Below are 19,322 nucleotides of genomic sequence, written 5' to 3' on the forward strand. Positions count from 1 at the left end.
TAAATTAGTAGATTTAAAGCTTCAATCGACCCTGAAAATCAATTATGTTTGATACTAGAAAACAAAGTGTTAAAGGTTTCTAAGGGTGTATACAAAAACCATAAATTATTGATTAACTAAAGATCGTTTCATTTCTGACAAACAACAATTTTTCTTATATTAATAAACGACCAAAAGCAAAACAAAAAAAACGCACCCTAGAGTGCGTTTTTTGTTTTATAAAGTAAGAAATGTATTAGAATCTCCAACCAATATTAACACCTAATCTAGGTACTAAAGTAGGTGAGTCAGATCCAAATAAGTTTCTACCAACACCAGCGTGTACATCAATAGTTAAACCACTTCCTGTAATATACTTTGTACCAACAGCAACACCTAAGGCACCATCTGTATATTTGTTATCGTAAACTCCAGGGTTGTTTTCTTCATCAGATTCTTCTTTTCCAGAATTAATTCCTAAAAAAGCTTCACCAAAAAAGTTCCATTCTTCGTTTGTAGAAAAATAATTACGATAATAAGGTGTAATCATCGTGTTTTCATTATATCTAAAACTGTCATCTTGATTGGCTAAGTTAAATAAAGCAGAAATACCAAAAGAAGAACTTTCAGAGATGTAGTTTTCATAAGAAAACTCTAAACTTTTTATAACCAATGCATCTCCAATGTCTAATTTAATTTCTTGTTGTGCGTAGCTTAAAGTACTCGCTAAAAGTCCGAAAGCTAAAAGTAATTTTTTCATGTTTTTTGTTTTTTTGTATTTAATGATTTTTATAGAGTGCAAATCTAATAAATAAGATTGGTTTTAGAATCTATATCCTAAAGAGATTCCACCTCTACCTACAGCCTCTAAAGAGCCGTTATCTCCAACTAAATTGCGTCCTATTCCTAAATATATTTCTGTTGTAAACCCTTTTTTAGAAATAAATTTCCCTCCAACAGAAATACCAACGGCAAATTCTGTTTTAGTTTCATCATTGCGCTGTGTATTATAATTTCCAGAGTTTGTAATATAAACGTCGTAATTATTGTTTTCATAAGAGTGTAACATCCCAAAACCCTCCACAAAAAAACCTCTAGCAAATTTGTTAGAGAAGTATCTTCTATAAAAAGGCGTTAAAGAAAATTTTCGATACTCATCTAGATCTTCATTATTGTCAAACCCCACTAAAACTCCAACTCCAAAAGAAGATTCATCATTAATTAAGTATTCATAAGAAACATCTATCCATTCAAAAACTAGTGCACCCAAGACATTTAATTTTACTTCGTGTTTTTTATTGATGTCTTGTGGGTATTGTTCTTCTTTTTCTTGAGCAATTGAAATTGCTGAAATAAACAATAAAAGGCATAATGTAATTTTTTTCATAATAGTTTTTTTTGGTTGATGTAACAAACGTATTAAAAAAGCACTCAAGTTTCTAAAAAATAGCTCTCAATTGCACACTTCCGGTATGGATTGTTTTTGTGCTTTCACTCTTTCTACCTAAATAAGATAAATTCAGATTTAAAAAAGCATTCAATTTTTGATTGAATAAAAGATTCCAAGTGTAATTTTTTCCATCTTGTAAACCTTCTAACATTTGGTAGGCAACGGGCGAGTTGGTATCTCCTGTAAAATCATTTAAAAATACGTTTGCATTGGCCGAAATTTGATTCTTTTTACTATTGATGTAGAAATATTCAATTCCGAATTTTTGTTGCTTCAAATGTTCGAAATCTGCGAGTTGGTTTTCTTTATTTTTAAAGTGATAAAAAGCAGTTAGACGATTACTGTCATTATATAAAAAACTAATTTTTGGTTGAAACTCGTGTGCACTAATGGTGTAGTTTCTGTTGTTGAAATTGGCTGTTTTTAAATCATTTTCAGCGGTTTTACCCATTAACTCAAGCAACCAAAAAGTTGCGAATTTATGTGCAAAATCTAGCTGATGTAACTCAATGTTATTTTCTTGATTTCCGATAAAGTACTGTAGCTTATTTCTGTTTTTTCCATAGGTATACGTTGTGCTATATTTTTGAAGGTTTCTGTTGAAATATAGACTATTTCTAAGACTGAAATTTAAACCAATCAGTTTACTTTCATCAAAATCAAAAGGATTAAAATTAAAAGAATTTCTTATTCTTTGCTGTTCATTTTCTACACTTAAAAAACTCTGATTGTAAAAATTAGAAAGCAATTTTTTAACCCCATTTTTAGCTGTCCAAATTCTTGGATTTAAAGTGATAGACTGCGTAAATTTTGCACGTTGCGTGGCAATAAATTGCAAGTTTGGTTTTGGTAAACGCAAATATTCCGCTTGATCTTGAAATTCTGCAACTTCAAATTCATCAAAATCCTTAACGCCATCGCTGTTATAATCTATCCAAGTATAATAGCCCAAACCAGGTTCTGTTTTTACATAAATATATTCTTGTTGGGCAACGTTACCCGATGAGGTTTCATAAACGGTTCCTAAATTGATGAAACTATTAAATAATTCCTGATTAAAAACAACTTTAGAATTCAACGATTTTTCATTTTCGGTAAACTTGTTTTCTGTAAGTCTGTAATTGGCAAAAACACTTAAATTGGTTTGTTTGTTCTGAATGATTTTACTGTTGATATAAAACGTTTTTCTATTATTGATTTCTGTAAAATTGTTCGATTTGATACTGTCGTTATTCCTGTAATTAAACCCCATTTTAGCAAATACATTAGTAGAGTCTCCAATACCAAAATAAGCTTCATATTCTTTAAATTTATGACTGGTATTTATAAATTCTTGTGTAGTAAGATCTTTTCTGCTATTGGTTTCAAAGTTGATAAACGCACCCAACCATTTTTTATTAAAATCTTGTTCTGCTTTCGCTTTTGCTGTAAAAAAGGAGTTATCTTCTGTAGTTGAGGTGTTTTTTAAAAAACTACCATTTACATAAAAAGAAGTATTTTTTAACTTCATTTTAGATTGGAGTTCATGTTTGTTACCAGAAAAAATATCTTTATAATTTAGGTTGTTGTATCGATATAGAATAAAATCCTCCTTTTTATTTTGTAAACTAAATTCCGACTGAAAGTAGCTTTTCGTTGCGTCGTTTGTTAAAATATTCCAATCTCTATTAAATTCTACAGATTCCCAACGTTGAGCTGTTTTAAAATTATTTTGCACAAATTCATGACTTACATTACTTTGTAATTTCCATTTTTTATCAATTAAAGTTTGTTGCCAATTTACCTTTGTTGCAATTGCTTTATTTTGGGCATCATCGATAGTAGAAAACAAATTTGCATCATTATTACTCAGTGCAACTTCTGTATTAATAATTGTTTTTCCTGAAGGATTGTATGTAGATTGTACAATAAATAACTGAGATTTTGTTGGTGGAGTTAAACGAATGATAGGGTTATAATTTCCTTGATTTGTACCCACAAACAAAAAGATATTACCAATTGCTGTGGTTTCATCTAAAACATAATCACCTAAATTTGTACCAACATTAGAAAAAGTTACCGTGTATAACTCGTCTGTAGCGTTGTTAGAATATTCGAAGATTTCTTCACTACCGTTTAAAACCTTTTTGTACAGAATTTTATTTTCATTAAAAGCATCTTCATAAGCACTTTCTGCAATCATTAAATCTGCATTGTTACCAGCGTTTTCTAAGATTTGTTTTTGCTCGTCTGTTAAATTTTGTTGAATAGGTTGATTTTTAGCATCATTTTCAGAATAAAAATATCCAGCAATACTAAATTTTTCGCCTTCATAAGAAGCTTCATCGTAGGTTATAAAACGCGTATAATTTCTTTCTGAATATTGAAAATCAATCTGGATTCTCATATCATTGGTAATCGGATATGTGGTGTTGAATTCTATTTCTCCAAGATTATAATCGATGGTATAATCATTTTCTTCTCCTCGGTTAATCTGAATTCCGTTGATAAATACCTTCTCGCTGCCTTCAATCATTAAAATAGCAATTTGATTATTGGCTCCTAAAATTTTATACGGACCTTGATTTCCTTCTATACTCGTAATGTTATACGAGCTAAATTGTCCTCTAACCACAGCACCAGACGCAGCAACTTTAAGATTGTCGTTAATTTGTGCTTCTACCAATAAACCAGAAACTTGTTTGGTAAATGGTAAGAAGTAACTTTTGGTATTTTGTAATGAAATATCACCCGCTTTTACGCGCCAATTATCTGTAAACATTTCAATAAAAATACGATCAAAATCGGTAATGTTTTGAGAATACCCATTTTCTTGTATGGGAATATTTGTATCAAAAATATTGGCTCTTAACGTGACGTCTTTAGAGAGTTTACCCGATATTTCTAAATCTAAAGCAGAGTTTGTAACTGCATTTTGGTTATTACCAGAGGTAATTCCTCTCGTTATAAAACCTTTGGTTTGTAAACCATCAAATAATTTGATGTCTGATGCTTTTTTGTTGGTGGTTAAACTGTATAATTTACCAGTATTTGTACCATTTGGCAGGATGAATTTATCATCGAAAGGCGTGTAAACTTTGGTGATAAAATCTGGAAGCCTAAAATATTCAACTGTAATTTCAGTGTGTTTTGCTGAATTGATAATTAAAACGGCATTGCTAAAATCGATGGTATATTCAGAAAAAGGAATTTCCTTTGAAAAAGCATTGAATACTTTAAATTTCTCTGGATTTAAAGCAACAGAATCTAATTGAATGGTATCTTTTTCAATTAAATATTTTTGCACTCTAAAATCTTTAGATACAGTTTGAGATTGGACCGTGAATCCAATAAAAAGTAAAAAGAAGAAGAAAATTCTTTGAATCATAAAAAACTATATGTTCTAAACGTAAAAATATGTTTTTTAATGTTTGAAAATAAAAATTAAAATAATGATTGTTGCTTTACAGGATTTTCGTGTGCTAACAACCATTTTTTACGCCAAATTCCGCCTGCATAACCTGTTAAAGAACCATCTGAACCAATAACTCTATGACACGGAATAATAATCCAAATTGGGTTTTTTCCATTTGCAGAAGCAACCGCTCTAATGGCTTTTACATCACCTAAAGCTTTGCTTTGTTCTAAATAGGTTCTGGTTTTATTAAAAGGAATATTTAATAATTCATCCCACACTTTTTTTTGGAAATCGGTTCCTTGTGGATTCAATTTTAAATCGAAATTACTTCTTTCACTAGAAAAATATTGGTCTAATTGAGTGACACATTCTTGTAAACATTCAGGGATTTCAGAATTTGTCACTTGGAGTCTTTCGTCTTCGCTAAAGATAAACTCCGACAAGGGATCATCATCTAAAACAGAAACAGATTGAATTCCGTTTTCGTCTCCTACAATTCTTGCGGTTCCTAATGGTGTTTTGTAGTATGTGGTTTGTAAGCTCAATTAAAATTATATTTTTTTCTTAATTCTTTAACTTCTTCATCAGAGGAATAATTCATCATTAATAACCCTTCAATAGTTTTTATTTTATTGCTTTTAATTTGATCAGCAATATAATTCCTCCCCTCTTCTGTTTTCTTGAAAGAATCACTAAAAATAGCAATTAATTGTTTTGGATTTGCTTTTGGAAATTTATTTTTTACAATTTGAGCAGCTAAAAAATCAGAAATTAAATGGGTTTCTCTTAAGCTACAAACCTGAATTTTCTTTTCTATTTTTTTATCATCCGTTGAAATCGTTACAAAATTGTTAACACCTATGCTATACATTGGTTTGATGCTAGAATGTGTGTTTTTTGCTCTCCCTTCATAATCATCAACAGATAATTTAATTGAAACAACATCAGTGAAATTTATTTTTTCTTTATCAATAATAAATTCATCCGAAGTTATTTTTAAATACCCTGTATAATTTATCAAAATATCTTCTTTAGAAAACATTGTAAAAAATACAGAAGCGATAAAGGCTATAAAAGAAATAACAGCAACTGGGTAAAAAACAGTTTCTATAAAATCAAATTCTAAATATACTTTGTTGATTGAAATAATTACAAAAGCAAACATTCCAACTGCTATTCCTAAATTAGTATATGTTTTAGGATGTTCAAAATTGAAGAATTTTTCTTCTGTTGTAATTGTATCAAATACCATTAAATACCAAAAACATCTTTAGAATTCTGAGTAGTAATGGTTGCAATTTCATCAAAAGAAAGTCCATAAATATCTACCAATTTATCAACAACGTTGGCTAAATAAGCACTTTCATTTCTTTTTCCTCTGTATGGAGTTGGCGCTAAATAAGGCGCATCGGTTTCTAAAACAATGTGTTTGATGTCAATTTCATTCAGAAATTTATCAATCTTACCATTTTTAAACGTAGCAACACCACCAATTCCTAATTTCATATTGTAAGAAATAGCCTGTTTTGCTTGTTCTAAAGTTCCTGTAAAACAGTGAAAAATCCCTCTTAAATCATCACTTTTTTCAGATTCTAATACTTCAAAAACTTCATCAAAAGCATTTCTACAGTGAATGTTAATCGGCATTTTTCTTTCTTTTGCCCACTGAATTTGTGTTCTAAAAGCATCTTGCTGTTGTGTTAAAAAAGTTTTATCCCAATATAAATCCATTCCGATTTCTCCAATGGCGTAAAATTTCTTTTCATCAATCCATTTTTTAACATGCGCTAGTTCTTCTAAATAGTTTTCTTTTACAGAAGTAGGGTGTAAGCCCATCATTAAAAAAACATCATTTGGATAATCTTTTTCTAATTGAAACATTTTATCTGTATACGTAGAATCTATCGCAGGAATAAAAAAACGAGTAACACCAGCGTCTTTAGCGCGTTGCATCATTTCTGGTTGATCTTCTTTAAACTGACTAGAATATAAATGGGTGTGTGTATCTGTAATCATGATGTGTAAAATTTCAGATGCAAAACTACAAATTATTCTTAGTGAAAAGGGCTATTGTTTAGCGTTTTATAAAACGTACCTTTGCAGAAAAATATTAAGAATGACTTTTCAAGATTTAGGAATCTCTAATCAATTACAATATGCTATTGACGATTTGGGTTATGTAACACCAACGCCAATACAAGAACAAGCATTTTCTGTTGTAAGATCGGGGAAAGATGTAGTGGGAATTGCGCAAACAGGTACCGGAAAAACTTTTGCGTATATGATGCCTATTTTGCAAGAATTAAAGTTTTCTAAGCAACAACACCCTCGAGTTTTGGTATTAGTGCCAACGCGTGAGCTTGTTTTACAAGTAGTTGAACAGATAGAACAATTATCTAAATATATTAATACACGTGTTTTAGGTGTGTATGGTGGTGCAAACATCAATACCCAAAAACAAGCTATTTTACAAGGACAAGATATTATTGTGGCAACTCCTGGTCGTTTATATGACTTGGCGTTGAGCAATGCTTTAAAACTAAAATCTATTCAGAAATTAGTAATTGATGAGGTAGATGTAATGTTAGATTTAGGATTCCGTTTTCAGTTGATGAACATTTTTGACGTGATTCCAGAAAGAAGACAAAACGTATTATTTTCTGCAACAATGACGGAAGATGTAGATTTGTTAATTTACGATTTCTTTAAAAATCCGGAAAAAATATCTGTTGCAGTAAGTGGAACACCGCTAGATAATATTGAGCAAGTTTCTTATAATTTACCTAACTTTTTTACCAAAGTTAATTTGTTACATGAGCTTTTAGCAGATAAAGAAACCTATAATAAAGTATTGATTTTTGTTGGTTTTAAAAGAACTGCAGATTTGTTATTTAAGCACTTACAAGAAGTATTTAATGATGAAATGTGTGTGATTCACTCTAATAAAACGCAAAATTATAGAATTCGTTCTATAAAACAGTTTGATGAAGGTAAAAACCGAATTTTACTAGCTACCGACGTAATGGCGCGTGGTTTAGATTTTGATAATGTTTCTCATGTTATCAATTTTGATACTCCGGAATTTCCTGAAAATTATATGCATAGAATTGGTAGAACGGGGCGTGCAGAGAGAGCAGGTAAAACGATTCTTTTTTCTACTCCTAAAGAGCAAGAAACAAAGAAAGGTATAGAGGAATTGATGAATTATGAAATTCCGGTTTTAGACTTACCTGAAGATTTAGAAATTTCTAAATTATTAACAGAAGATGAACGTCCGAAAGAAGATCAAGGAATTTCTAAGAACAGAACTTCTTTAGAATATGTTCCAGGACCTGCGTTTCATGAAAAGAGTGAGAAAAATAGCCAAATAAATTTAGGAGGTTCTTACAGACGAGAAATTGCTGCAAAATATAAGAAACCTAAAACTAGAGGAGATAAAAACTATAATAAGCATAACAAGAAAAAGAAAAAATAATGCAGATTTTAACAGCACAAGAATTGCATAATTTAGCAATGAACATTGTTGGTAAGAAGCTTACAAAAATGGGGTATGAATTTCAGGCTATAAACAGTCAGTTGAAAAGACATCCCCAATTTGTGTTATTTAAAAAAGGAGAACCTACTATTTTTGTCTTGGTAAAGGCGAGTAATAATATTCAAAATCCGAATGAATATGATACCATTTGGATGGAGACTTTTAAAAATCACGCTAAAAAACAGAATGCCAAAGTTTGGTTTGCTGGCGTAGGAATTGCCAACGCAGAATGTGTTGATAGTCCTGTTTTTAAAGATCAACCTTACTATGAGGCTTTTGATGATTTTATAAAGATCTTGGAGTAGGTTGGTTTGAGGTGTTGTTTTGTGGAGAATAGCCGTTCACAAAAATGCAATTGCTTTTAATTAAGAACTAATATAGCAATTTTTAATACACGGTGTTGGCAGTAGTTTTTATTTCAATAAATTTTTCATTTAGATTATCTAAGTCAGAAGGATATATAGGTATAAGTTTTAGATTTAAGGTTTTTGATAATTCAATTTTTTCCTGAGTTTTTTTATCATAAGTTTCTTCCCCTTTTAATCCAAAATATTCTATGTAATAATCATTAATTTTCCAATCTGCACGACGTCTCCCACTTTTATTGTATTTAGAATGTTTAGGGTAGTATGGTTCTTTTTCTGCTTTTATATTATTATTAAAGAACCAATTATCAATAAACATTTCATCTAATGATAAACACTCATTTCCACTTTTAGCTAAACACCTAATACCTCTTGAGGTTTTTAATGTATTGTTAGGTAGTACATTAGATTGGATTAAAGCTTTGAACCAAGAGCCGAATTTTGAATCAATTTTTTTATTTGAAGATAATCTAATGTTTCCCTCTAAACCTAATTCAAAAAATAATTCACATATTTTAATCCATTTTTCTTTAGGTATTCTAGCGCTAAAATTGTTGTTGATTGGATTGAAATTAGAATTTGGAATAAAACCACATTCATTAACAAATTGACTGATTAAGACAGTCATTTGAGCTTTTTTTAATTTATAATTTATTGGACATTCATAGCAGATTGAAACGTTACCGTTTACCCCAAAATAAAGCCAATCTGGAAAATTTATTACCTTAAACTTATTCCCACATATTTTACAATTTTTGTTTGTAGATAATGTTTTTATTGAATCATTAAGTTTTTTATATAAATCTTGATTTTTCAAGTTATTTTGTGAGATTTTTATAAAATCTTCTTTTATGATTTTAAGTGCTGTCGATTCTTTGTATTCTTTACTATAATATTGTTTGCACATTAATACTAATTCGGAAGTTTTTTTAGAGGAATAAAAGGAGTTATTTAATCTAAGTCTTAATTTTTTTGCGTAAAATTTTTCAAAGAAGATTCCATGTTTTGAAATAAGACTTAAAAGTAAGTTTTCATCTCCTATTTGATTAAATGTTTTAAAAAGAGTTTTTCCATAATTACTTTTTGAAAGTTCAACGTAATGAGTTATTATACCAACGAAACTTGATTCAATAATTGGATTTAAATGATTAGGAAAATTAAATTTTCTTTTCTTGTAAAAAGAAAGATCTAAAAATATTTTCATTTTGTTATTAATATTATTTTTTAATTCCCCCCTGAATTATTGCCAACTATAATGATATCGAGCATTTTAAATTTTTATATCAGAAGTTAAACGAAGTTAGCTGTTTTTTTTGCTTTAAATGTGTACGATTCTACTCTAACACTATCGTTCTATTTTTCGGGTATTTAACCAAATATCTTAAAATAAAATTTTTAGTTTCATTTGGTGCAATTGTAAATTCCCATTTTATTTCACCAGATTCAGGATTTTTTTTCGCCCCTGAAATTTCTGAAACTTCAATTTTTATTTCGTCGTTTGTCGAAACAGGAACTTGGTCATATATCACCATATTAATTTGTTGTGATTTATTGTTTTTTACATCAATATTCCATCCTCTAGATTCTTCCTTTTTACTTCCCATAAAATTCTTCGAGATAAATTCTTTTACCTTCTCTCTTTTTACACTTACATTTTTATCCCTACCAAGAGATATTTGCAAAGTATCGGTAGCATATCTAACATCTAACAATGTTTTACCAATATAGGTACCTTCAAAAAAGATGTTTGCTTCACCCTCCAATAAATTGTATTGCTCCCAATTAGATATGTTCGCGATTAAGAAAGCATCTTTATCAATTTTAGGTACAGCGTAATATTGATAGAATGCAGACAAATTATAAGTGTCAATATCAACAGAATAACTTTTATTATCAGATTTTATCGTGTAAGGAGTTTTTATTTCAAAGTTTACGGTGGTCTGGTTTTCTGTTTGAACAGTTGGGACAGGCAAACTACTTGCTCCTCGAATATTAACCCCAGAAACTGTGCCTTGAAGAGCTTTCGTTATAGATTTACTTTTACGAGAAGTTCCGTATCCTATTACAACGACTTCATCTAATGTTGCTGAATCTTCTTCTAACATTATATTTAGTACTTCACTTTGAATAGGTTTGGTCTGACTGATAAATCCTAAATAAGAAAACACTAAAGAACTCTCATTATTAGGAATTGTTATTGAGTATTTACCATCAAAATCTGTTGATGTTCCTATTGTGGTTCCTTTTATTAACACCGTAGCGCCTGGTAGCGGATCGTTGTTTTGATCTAATACAACTCCTGATACTTCATTAGTGGTTCTATTGTAAACAGGAGGACGTGTGTTGTAATTTAGAAAGTAGGTTTTAAGTTCTGGCGCAACTCCAGATACATTAGGGTTTGCAGACGATAAGTTTAATTTTACATTATCCCAACTGATCTTTGTATCTTGTTTAATATTTGCCTTGTAAATAAGTTGAACTGGTTCGTTTACGTTTTTTGCTCTAATGTCATAAGTTGGAAACCAACCCGCATTTTCTACAACATAGGATAATTCAAAATTTACAGTAGCATTAGTTTTAGCTTCTACTTTTACCAAAATCTCTCCATTAGGAAATTCTTTCTTTCCTGATATTGTATTTATTTGGTTTGTTAAATCTCTACTTGCTATTGTCAGGTTTTTTAAGGTATTGTTTCTTTCAATCTCTTTAATTTTAAGTTCTTTTAGCTTAGCACCAAAAAAAATGGATGCATTTTTAAGATTAGTAACACTTACCTCTTGATTTTTACCTCCAATATTTCTATTTTCTTTAAGAAAAGCTAATTCTTCTTTCAGGATTTGCAAATAGGTACGTTCTAATACTATTTTATCATCAACTTCTTTAAGTTTCGTTTCTAGATCAATTAGTTCTTGTTGTTTGTCTAATTTTTCTATAAAATTTTGTTGATGATTTACTGCAAAAACGGTAATATTTCCTTCTGCTTTTACCTGAATACTTTTAGCGTCAATAAAAGGAGATAAATTAGAGAATTTTAAGATTGTTTTACCCTGTTTTACTTGAACCGTTTTTTTTCTGGTTATTTGAGCCCCTTCTAGAAATACAGTTACCTCATTTACCTGGGTTGATATTTTTTTTTCAATTATTTCTTGAGAATACGTATTGCTAAAAAATAAGCAAAGCGCAATTAGTAAGGGAAATTTAAGGATAGCCATTTTATTGTTTTGTTCAGTAGTTAGGTACAACGTTATTGATATCTAGGGTTTTAATATTTTATATCAGAAGTTAAACGAAGTTACCGTATTTATTTAACAAATTCAAATTTGCTTTTACATAAAAAACCACCTTTAATGAGGTGGTTTTTACGCTATTTAATATAAGTATACCCTTTGTGGTAATAAAAGTCTATTTATGGATTTGTAGACCATAAAGAAGCGCCTTTAAGCATTGCTCTTCTAGGTAATTTTAATCCAGCTACAATTAACTCAGCAAAATCTTCTGGTTGTAAAACAGAATCTTCAGAATCTTTGTTTGCAATACCTAATTCTACAGACATATCAGATGCAATAGTACTTGGTGTTAACGTACAAACTCTAATGTTGTTTTTACGAACTTCTTTCATTAAAGATTCCGACATACCGATAACCGCAAATTTAGAAGCAGAATATGCTGATGTAGTTGCATTTCCGTTTAATCCTGCAGTAGAAGCAACATTAAAAATATCACCCTCATTTTTATCAATTAAATAAGGTAAAACTTCTTTTGTTACATGATACATACCCATAACATTGGTTTGTATAATTTGAGTCCATTTGCTAACTTCCATGTCGTTTAAAGAACCAAAAGCTGCAATTCCTGCATTGTTTACTAAAATATCTACAGTACCTAAAGAGTCTATAATGTTCTTGATTCCTGTTTTAACTTCTTCATAAACACCAACGTCAAAAACTTCGTAAATCGCTTTAACGCCAAATGCTTCTAGTTCTGCAACTGTTTCTTTTAAAACGGCTTCAGTTCTACCAGTTATGGCAACATCAATTCCTTCTTTAGCAAAGGCTATTGCGGTTGCTTTTCCTAAACCTCTTCCGCCACCTGTAATAATTGCTTTTTTGTTTTTTAAATTTTCCATTTTTAAATTTTTAAAGTATGACTATTTTTCTAAACAAAAAACCATCTGAATTTCAGATGGTTTTTAAATTTTTATTCAATAAAGATTATTTATTAGAATCTTGCTCTAACAAATCAAAGAATTGATCTAATTTAGGCATGATGATAATTTTTGTTCTTCTGTTTATTGCTTTATTAGCAGCAGTATTATTGTCTACTAAAGGAACATACTGGCTTCTACCAGCTGCAATTAATCTACTTGGTTTAACTCCGAATTTATATTGTAAAATTCTTGTTATAGAAGTTGCTCTTAAAGCAGATAAATCCCAGTTGTCTTGAATAATAGTTCTTTTTATTGGTGTAGAATCTGTATGACCTTCAATCATAACTTCCATTTCTGGTTGGTCTTTAATTACTTTAGATATTTTTTCTAAAACAGTGTATGCTTTGTCTGTTACATTATAACTACCGCTTTTAAATAATAACTTGTCTGAAATAGAAATAAATACTACAGTTTTTTCTACATTAACCTGTATGTCTTCATCCTGAATTCCGTCTGTTAAGTTTTTAGTTAAGTGGTATTTAATTGCAAGGTTTAATGAATCTTTTTGAGTCATTGCAGCTCTAATACCGTTTATAAATTTGTCTTTTTCACTTAACTGTGTAATAACGTTTTTAATATTATCAGAAGAAGATTGTGTTAAAACCGTTAAGTTTTCAACTTGTTTTAAAGCACCTTTTTTATCCTCTTTTAAAGAGTTAATTTGCTCTGTTAGTGTAGCTACATCTTTTTCGCTTTCAATTAAACACTTCTGTAAAGTTGCTTTTACATCTACTAATTCTGTTGTAGTTTGATCATGTTCGTCTTGTAAAGTAACAAACTTCTTTTTAGAAACACAAGAACTAACTATAACTGCAGTCAATAATAAGATTGATATTTTTTTCATTGGTAATAATATTTAATTAAGTGAACAAATTTAACGAATTGTTACTACAAAAAACAGTATAAATGATATTTTATGAAAACTTTATGTTCTATGTTTGTAAAAGATTTTAAATTTTATGATTCTAAAAAATAAAGTTATAATTACTATCGTTTTACTATCGTTTCTTTCTTGTTCTAAAGAAAAAACAAAAGACTATACCTTAACAGGCCACGTTTTTGGTACCACTTATAAGATTGTTTATTTAGATGGTGCTAAGGACTATCAAACCTCTTTAGATAGTCTGTTTTTTTTAATGAATAAATCCTTATCAACCTATATTCCTAGTTCAGATATTTCTAGAATTAACAAAGGAGATTCTACAGTTATTGTTGATGATTTATTTTTAGAGGTTTTTAAAAAATCGAAAAGAATTTATACGGAAACCAATGGTTATTTTGATCCTACTGTTGGAAACCTAGTTAATGCTTGGGGTTTTGGTCCAAAGAATGAAAGGATCAATTTAAACGAAGATCAAGTAAAACAAGAAATGCAGTATGTTGGTTTAGATAAAGTGACTATTGTTAATGGTAAAATTAAAAAACAAGATCCTAACATTTATTTAGATTTTAACTCTATTGCCAAAGGATTCGGAATTGATGTGGTAGCTCGTTTTCTAGATAGTAAAAATATCTCGAACTATTTAGTTGAAATTGGTGGAGAGATTAGGGCAAAAGGGATAAAAAAAGAAAATCATCCTTGGGTTATAAAATTAGTAAATCCTATAAAAAAGGACAGTATAAAAGGATATCGAAAAATAAATTTGTCTAATAAATCGATGGCTACTTCGGGTAATTATAGAAAGTTTAGAGTTACCAAAGACGGACATAAATACGTGCATACTGTAAATCCTAAAACTGGGTATGCTGAAGAAAGTAATTTATTGAGTGCTTCTGTAATAGCGGGTATAGATTGTGCAGATACAGATGCGTATGCCACTGCTTTTATGGCCATGGGATTAGAGAAAGCGAAAGAATTTTTAGATATTCATAAAAACATTGATGCTATCTTATTATTTAATAACGAGAATGGAGAATTAGAAGAATACACAACAATTGCCTTTCAGTAGTTCACCGTTTACGCTGTGTTTTTGCTATCTTGCATTGTAGATACATAACGCTGAATAATTGGTATTAATATGATGAGATTACTTCTAACACTTTTATGCATAATTTCTTTTACATTCACAAATGCGCAGTCTAACACAGACATTGCTAATGTGTATTTAAGGAGAGCAAAAGAAGCGGTAGAAACCAATGTAAATTACAAAGAAGCATTAGTGCAATTTGAAAAAGCATTAAAGTATGTCGATTCAATTTCAGACAAGAACTTAGCAACCTTAGCTTCCTCTATTTATTATGAAAATTATCAATTTCAAACTACTGATAAAGAAAAAATAGCATTTCTTAAAAACTCGGAAACTTATAGTAGACGGTATTTTGTTTTAGAACAAGATAATACTGCCGAAGGGTATACCAAAAACTTAGAGAGTCTTATTTTAATTCAGGAATCTATAGAATCTTTAGAAACCAAGTTAAAGAAAGAGGAGGAACAACGTCTTAGAAGAGAGAAAGCGTCTAAAAAAATAGATTCACTTAAAAGTCTTTGGAATCAAAAATCTGAATCCCTTTCTATAAACGTAGATAAGATTTATAATTTTAATACGAACAATGTAGCTCTTTTTAAAAAGGATGGAAATTTTGGAGTTATAGATGATAGAGGTAGAATTATTGTAGCAGCCACCGATTATAAAGACGCCATATCTTCCGAAGGTTTTATTTTATTAAAGAATAAAAAAGTGAATCCTGATCAAATTTATTCTTTCAATACAAATAATAAAAAAGGGTTTGTTCTACCAAATGTCACTGAGTTTAATCCACTTGCCACAGATTACGGTCAAGTAATGTTGCCTAGAGGAAATGGTCGGTTAGTTACGTATCCAAATAATTCTTTTGAGCCGTTGGTATATGATTTGAATGATCAAAAAATTATTAGAATTCCTAATGAAGAAGAGTTGTTGAAATCCTTAAAAAAAGAGGATGTAATTGATAGGTATAACAAAGATGGTGAGGTTAAAATAAATAAAGTTTGGTATCAGTTTGGAGGTCATTTAGGAGGAGGCGTATATCCACTATATTCTGAAGACAGTTATAAAGTCCGTTCTTTCTTGTTTTCTACCAATAAAAAAATAATAAATGCTGATGCTGGATTTGAATATATTGGAGCTTATTATAAAGAAACCTTTCAGGCGATTAAAAAAGGTAAAGTTATTTGGATCAACCAAGAAGGAGCGAAAGTAAGTGATGTTAAAGATGGTTATAAAAAATATTCAGGAGACTCTAAAGTGGTGCAATTAGCGTCGGGTACATATCAAATTATAAGAAACGAGGTAATTGTATTGGGTGATGAAGAATTAGAAAAATTAAGTGATTTCTTAAGAAAACACAAAAAGAACTAACTTTTATAACACACCGGAAGAATTTCATTTTTCATCAAACAAAATCGTTCTAGTTTTTCTGGAGCGATTTTTTTTGTATAATCTACTTCATCCACCTTAAAACCGATAGAACGTAGTTTATCAAAATAATCTCTACCATACACTCTTACATGATCATACTGTCCAAAAATTTCTGCACGCTTTTTTCTGTCTGTTATGGTATCGTCTTCAAAAGTTGTTTCTCTAGATAAATCTTGCGGAATTTGAAAAATACCAAATCCACCTTTTTTAAGCACTCTAAATAGCTCTTGCATCGCTTTTGTATCATCTGTAATATGTTCTAACACATGATTACAGAAAACAACATCAAAAGAGTTGTCATCAAAAGGTAAGTCGCAAATATCTGCTTTTACATCTGCAATAGGAGATTCTAAATCTGATGTTGTGTACTCTAAGTTTTTTTGCTTTCTAAAAATGTCTAAAAAACATTGCTCTGGAGCAATGTGTAAAGTTTTTAGTTTTTCTGTTGATGTGAAAAAAGGTGTTTCATCTCTTAAAAACAACCACATTAAACGATGTCTTTCTAAAGATAGGGTAGAAGGAGAAAGTGCGTTTTCTCTTTGTTTACCATATCCGTAAGGTAAAAACTTTCTAAAACTCTTGCCATCTATTGGGTCTGTAAATCTATCGCCTTTTAAAGAAAAAGCAATAATTGGTCGTACTAGATAACTAGCTTTTATTAACCAAGGTCTTGGGATGGTGTTTAGAATGGATTTAAAAATAGACACGAATTACACGGATTACACAAAATGAGAGTTATAAAATTACTCTTTTGTAGGTTAAACTATCTTCACCAAAATTAACTAATAAGCCTAGTTTTATTTTTGATGCAGCTAAATAATTTAGAGTTTGTTTTATATGGCTGTTTGTTAAACATTCAATTGCTTTAATTTCAAGTATTATTTTATTATCGATAACAAAATCAGCAAAATAATAATGAGACAATTTTTCTCCTTTATATAATATTTGAAATTTTACTTCCCTTTGATATAAAATTCCACGTCTTTTAAATTCAATTTCTAAAGCATCACCATAAATAATTTCACTAAAACCTTTTCCTAACTCTTTATGAACTTCCATGCAGGAACCAATAATGTTATATGATTCCTGTTTATGTAGAAGTTCTGATTTCAATTTTTTTAGTGAAATTAAAGTTTATTTTTTAGTGACAATTAGTGGAATTAGTGTCCTTTTTACTGTCTGAATGCATCCTCCTCATCGGTAACAATCCCCAATGCGTCGTGTACATATTTAAACGTAGAAAGTAATTCTGGTTTACCGTTTACAATAGCAACATCATGCTCAAAATGCGCAGAAGGTTTGTTGTCTAAAGTAGTAATGGTCCAACCGTCTGAATGTTGTTTAATTTTATGAGTACCTAAGTTTGTCATTGGTTCTATGGCAACTACCATACCTTCTACAAACTTTTTACCACGACCTCTTTTTCCGTAGTTTGGCATTTCTGGATCTTCGTGCATTTCTCTTCCTAACCCATGACCTACCAATTCCCTTACTACACCATAACCATGGTCTTCAGAAAACTTTTGAATAGCATAACCAACATCACCAACTCTATTTCCTGCCTTAAATTCTTTGATACCAACGTATAAACTAGCTCTAGTTACATCTAGTAATTTTCTAGTTGCTGGTTCAATCTCTCCAACAGCAAAAGTGTAGGCGTGATCTCCGTGAAAACCATTCTTATATGCGCCACAATCTATAGAAATAATATCGCCTTCTACTAATGGGTTTTTATTTGGAATACCGTGTACAACTTGGTTATTTGGACTCATACAAAGTGAATTTGGAAAATCGTATAATCCTAAGAAACCAGGTACAGCACCTTCAGATCTAATAAAGTCTTCGGCAAGTTTATCTAAGTACAAAGTAGAAACTCCGGGTTTTACTTCTTTAGCAAGCATACCTAACGTTTTAGAAACGATTAGTGCGCTTTCTCTCATCAATTCTATCTCTTCTCTTGTTTTTATCTTAATCATGTTAAAAAAATTGAATGGCAAAGTTACTATAATTTAGGTAGAATGAAGTAAGGTTTGTCTATTTGAAAAAAGAGAAAAATCCTTTTTTCTTTTTTTTAGGTGGCTCGTAATTAAAAATAGCTTTGTGTATTTCTGTCCAACCTAAAAAGCCTCCAACATTTCTGTCGTCTATAAATAAATCTGCATGTATTTTACGACTGTGTTTTTCATCGTATTCCTCTTCAGGGAAATTTTTGTTTACTGCATAAAATTCAATGTTGTTTTCTTTACAGAAAGCAACTGCTTCATCTAATCTTTTTCCGTGTCTGTAAGTCCAGAGAATTAATCGATGCCCTTGAGATTGTAGCCTTTTTAAGGTGTCGAAAGCAAAAATTATTTCTTCACCTATTTTTGGATACGCATCTTCTACAATGGTACCATCAAAATCTACGGCAATAATTAACGGATTATTAGGTATCATTAATTGTCGTAAGAATGTTTATAAGGCTCTCCAGAAACAATTTTTAGCATGTCTTTCTCTAAAGATTCACGAGCATATTCTACATATCTACCAATTTCTTTTCCATCTCTATAAAAGATAAAAGTTGGTACTCTTTTTATGTCGAAACCTTCCTGTAAATTATCAGGAGTTTTTTTACTTACGTCAACAGTAATAAGCTCAAAATTATTGATGTTAAAATCAGTTTGTTCTAGAATCTTGTACAAATGAGGTGTTTCTCTTTTACTATCTCCACACCAAGTTCCCATAAAACCTTTAATTGTAATACCTTTTAACTCACTTTTAAGAGCGGTAATTGTTGCTGGGTCTGGAGTATAACTCTCTAACTTCTGATTAAACCAAGTGCTATAAGGGATTTGTTGAAAAGAGGCTTTGTTAGCCACTCCAATCAAATCCCCACTTTGATTTTTAACTGCAGGTACTTTTTGAGTTTCAGTTACTTTTTGTTGGCTAATGCAAGATGCAAATACCATAATACAAGCCAATAAAAAGACTTTTTTCATAAGTTGAGTTGTT

At 30.2% G+C, this 19,322-nt stretch carries 19 protein-coding genes; 4 read left to right on the forward strand and 15 right to left on the reverse strand.

Annotation, left to right across the window (positions count from 1 at the left end; all coding sequences use genetic code 11):
• Window positions 1–235: 235 nt before the first annotated feature.
• The 6 genes from GQS57_RS06850 to GQS57_RS06875 form a co-directional block, all read right to left on the reverse strand.
• Window positions 236–739 (reverse strand): DUF3575 domain-containing protein, encoded by a 504-nt coding sequence (locus GQS57_RS06850; RefSeq protein ID WP_165731828.1) that lies wholly within the window; start codon window positions 737–739, stop codon window positions 236–238.
• A 63-nt stretch (window positions 740–802) separates the two neighbouring features.
• A complete protein-coding gene (locus GQS57_RS06855; RefSeq protein ID WP_165731829.1) occupies window positions 803–1,366 on the reverse strand; it encodes a DUF3575 domain-containing protein in 564 nt (187 codons plus the stop codon).
• Between the two features lie 52 nt (window positions 1,367–1,418).
• On the reverse strand, window positions 1,419–4,796 hold the full coding sequence (locus tag GQS57_RS18840) for a hypothetical protein (RefSeq protein ID WP_205860224.1): 3,378 nt from the start codon (window positions 4,794–4,796) through the stop codon (window positions 1,419–1,421).
• A gap of 56 nt (window positions 4,797–4,852) precedes the next feature.
• On the reverse strand, window positions 4,853–5,371 hold the full coding sequence (locus GQS57_RS06865; protein ID WP_165731830.1) for a methylated-DNA--[protein]-cysteine S-methyltransferase: 519 nt from the start codon (window positions 5,369–5,371) through the stop codon (window positions 4,853–4,855).
• Window positions 5,368–6,078, reverse strand: a complete 711-nt coding sequence (locus GQS57_RS06870; RefSeq protein ID WP_165731831.1) for a hypothetical protein — start codon at window positions 6,076–6,078, stop codon at window positions 5,368–5,370. The genes GQS57_RS06865 and GQS57_RS06870 overlap by 4 nt, the downstream gene beginning before the upstream one ends.
• Window positions 6,078–6,842: a TatD family hydrolase gene (locus GQS57_RS06875; RefSeq protein ID WP_165731832.1), complete on the reverse strand. Its 765-nt coding sequence runs from the start codon at window positions 6,840–6,842 to the stop codon at window positions 6,078–6,080. Before GQS57_RS06875 ends, GQS57_RS06870 begins: the two co-directional genes overlap by 1 nt.
• 100 nt (window positions 6,843–6,942) lie before the next feature.
• Between GQS57_RS06875 and GQS57_RS06880 the strand changes: the two genes are divergently transcribed.
• Together GQS57_RS06880 and GQS57_RS06885 are read left to right on the forward strand one after the other, a co-directional pair.
• A complete protein-coding gene (locus GQS57_RS06880; RefSeq protein WP_165731833.1) occupies window positions 6,943–8,301 on the forward strand; it encodes a DEAD/DEAH box helicase in 1,359 nt (452 codons plus the stop codon).
• Window positions 8,301–8,666: a Na(+)-translocating NADH-quinone reductase subunit F gene (locus GQS57_RS06885; protein WP_165731834.1), complete on the forward strand. Its 366-nt coding sequence runs from the start codon at window positions 8,301–8,303 to the stop codon at window positions 8,664–8,666. Before GQS57_RS06880 ends, GQS57_RS06885 begins: the two co-directional genes overlap by 1 nt.
• An 82-nt stretch (window positions 8,667–8,748) precedes the next feature.
• Here GQS57_RS06885 and GQS57_RS06890 read toward each other — a convergent pair whose 3' ends face one another.
• The 4 genes from GQS57_RS06890 to GQS57_RS06905 form a co-directional block, all read right to left on the reverse strand.
• Window positions 8,749–9,930 carry a hypothetical protein gene (locus GQS57_RS06890; protein ID WP_165731835.1) on the reverse strand — a complete coding sequence of 394 codons (1,182 nt, stop codon included), beginning with the start codon at window positions 9,928–9,930 and terminating at the stop codon, window positions 8,749–8,751.
• Window positions 9,931–10,060: 130 nt separating this feature from the next.
• A complete protein-coding gene (locus tag GQS57_RS06895) occupies window positions 10,061–11,938 on the reverse strand; it encodes a mucoidy inhibitor MuiA family protein (protein WP_165731836.1) in 1,878 nt (625 codons plus the stop codon).
• Window positions 11,939–12,132: 194 nt separating this feature from the next.
• Window positions 12,133–12,852 carry a 3-ketoacyl-ACP reductase gene (locus tag GQS57_RS06900; protein ID WP_165731837.1) on the reverse strand — a complete coding sequence of 240 codons (720 nt, stop codon included), beginning with the start codon at window positions 12,850–12,852 and terminating at the stop codon, window positions 12,133–12,135.
• Window positions 12,853–12,937: 85 nt separating this feature from the next.
• The gene (locus GQS57_RS06905) at window positions 12,938–13,777 is read right to left on the reverse strand and encodes an OmpA family protein (RefSeq protein ID WP_165731838.1); all 840 of its coding nucleotides are present in this window, start codon (window positions 13,775–13,777) and stop codon (window positions 12,938–12,940) included.
• Window positions 13,778–13,892: 115 nt separating this feature from the next.
• Here GQS57_RS06905 and GQS57_RS06910 point away from each other — a divergent pair, with 115 nt between their 5' ends.
• Both GQS57_RS06910 and GQS57_RS06915 read left to right on the forward strand, forming a co-directional pair.
• Window positions 13,893–14,882 (forward strand): FAD:protein FMN transferase, encoded by a 990-nt coding sequence (locus GQS57_RS06910; protein ID WP_165731839.1) that lies wholly within the window; start codon window positions 13,893–13,895, stop codon window positions 14,880–14,882.
• 69 nt (window positions 14,883–14,951) lie between these two features.
• Window positions 14,952–16,271 (forward strand): hypothetical protein, encoded by a 1,320-nt coding sequence (locus GQS57_RS06915; protein ID WP_165731840.1) that lies wholly within the window; start codon window positions 14,952–14,954, stop codon window positions 16,269–16,271.
• Here GQS57_RS06915 and GQS57_RS06920 read toward each other — a convergent pair.
• From GQS57_RS06920 to GQS57_RS06940, 5 genes are read right to left on the reverse strand one after another with little or no spacing between them, the layout of a single operon-like run.
• Complete coding sequence (locus tag GQS57_RS06920; RefSeq protein ID WP_165731841.1) at window positions 16,268–17,038, reverse strand: class I SAM-dependent methyltransferase; 771 nt, start codon at window positions 17,036–17,038, stop codon at window positions 16,268–16,270. The two genes, GQS57_RS06915 and GQS57_RS06920, sit on opposite strands and share 4 nt — an antisense overlap.
• Before the next feature lie 28 nt (window positions 17,039–17,066).
• Window positions 17,067–17,444, reverse strand: coding sequence for a GxxExxY protein (locus GQS57_RS06925; protein WP_262501899.1), 378 nt, complete (start codon window positions 17,442–17,444; stop codon window positions 17,067–17,069).
• A 59-nt stretch (window positions 17,445–17,503) separates the two neighbouring features.
• Window positions 17,504–18,307, reverse strand: coding sequence for a type I methionyl aminopeptidase (map, locus tag GQS57_RS06930; protein ID WP_165731842.1), 804 nt, complete (start codon window positions 18,305–18,307; stop codon window positions 17,504–17,506).
• Window positions 18,308–18,365: 58 nt separating this feature from the next.
• Window positions 18,366–18,767 carry a BT0820 family HAD-type phosphatase gene (locus GQS57_RS06935; RefSeq protein ID WP_165731843.1) on the reverse strand — a complete coding sequence of 134 codons (402 nt, stop codon included), beginning with the start codon at window positions 18,765–18,767 and terminating at the stop codon, window positions 18,366–18,368.
• The gene (locus tag GQS57_RS06940; RefSeq protein WP_165731844.1) at window positions 18,767–19,309 is read right to left on the reverse strand and encodes a thioredoxin family protein; all 543 of its coding nucleotides are present in this window, start codon (window positions 19,307–19,309) and stop codon (window positions 18,767–18,769) included. Before GQS57_RS06940 ends, GQS57_RS06935 begins: the two co-directional genes overlap by 1 nt.
• Window positions 19,310–19,322 lie beyond the last annotated feature (13 nt).

It is taken from the genome of Polaribacter sp. 20A6 (assembly GCF_011378915.1).
GTDB classification, from domain to species: domain Bacteria; phylum Bacteroidota; class Bacteroidia; order Flavobacteriales; family Flavobacteriaceae; genus Polaribacter; species Polaribacter sejongensis.

Excerpts from the sequence above, each read along its gene's own strand:
- GQS57_RS06850 (WP_165731828.1), bottom strand. The coding sequence starts at position 739 with ATGAAAAAATTACTTTTAGCTTTCGGACTTTTAGCGAGTACTTTAAGC.
- GQS57_RS06855 (WP_165731829.1), bottom strand. The coding sequence starts at position 1,366 with ATGAAAAAAATTACATTATGCCTTTTATTGTTTATTTCAGCAATTTCA.
- GQS57_RS18840 (WP_205860224.1), bottom strand. The coding sequence starts at position 4,796 with ATGATTCAAAGAATTTTCTTCTTCTTTTTACTTTTTATTGGATTCACG.
- GQS57_RS06870 (WP_165731831.1), bottom strand. The coding sequence starts at position 6,078 with ATGGTATTTGATACAATTACAACAGAAGAAAAATTCTTCAATTTTGAA.
- GQS57_RS06875 (WP_165731832.1), bottom strand. The coding sequence starts at position 6,842 with ATGATTACAGATACACACACCCATTTATATTCTAGTCAGTTTAAAGAA.
- GQS57_RS06880 (WP_165731833.1), top strand. The coding sequence starts at position 6,943 with ATGACTTTTCAAGATTTAGGAATCTCTAATCAATTACAATATGCTATT.
- GQS57_RS06885 (WP_165731834.1), top strand. The coding sequence starts at position 8,301 with ATGCAGATTTTAACAGCACAAGAATTGCATAATTTAGCAATGAACATT.
- GQS57_RS06890 (WP_165731835.1), bottom strand. The coding sequence starts at position 9,930 with ATGAAAATATTTTTAGATCTTTCTTTTTACAAGAAAAGAAAATTTAAT.
- GQS57_RS06895 (WP_165731836.1), bottom strand. The coding sequence starts at position 11,938 with ATGGCTATCCTTAAATTTCCCTTACTAATTGCGCTTTGCTTATTTTTT.
- GQS57_RS06900 (WP_165731837.1), bottom strand. The coding sequence starts at position 12,852 with ATGGAAAATTTAAAAAACAAAAAAGCAATTATTACAGGTGGCGGAAGA.
- GQS57_RS06905 (WP_165731838.1), bottom strand. The coding sequence starts at position 13,777 with ATGAAAAAAATATCAATCTTATTATTGACTGCAGTTATAGTTAGTTCT.
- GQS57_RS06910 (WP_165731839.1), top strand. The coding sequence starts at position 13,893 with ATGATTCTAAAAAATAAAGTTATAATTACTATCGTTTTACTATCGTTT.
- GQS57_RS06915 (WP_165731840.1), top strand. The coding sequence starts at position 14,952 with ATGATGAGATTACTTCTAACACTTTTATGCATAATTTCTTTTACATTC.
- map (WP_165731842.1), bottom strand. The coding sequence starts at position 18,307 with ATGATTAAGATAAAAACAAGAGAAGAGATAGAATTGATGAGAGAAAGC.
- GQS57_RS06935 (WP_165731843.1), bottom strand. The coding sequence starts at position 18,767 with ATGATACCTAATAATCCGTTAATTATTGCCGTAGATTTTGATGGTACC.
- GQS57_RS06940 (WP_165731844.1), bottom strand. The coding sequence starts at position 19,309 with ATGAAAAAAGTCTTTTTATTGGCTTGTATTATGGTATTTGCATCTTGC.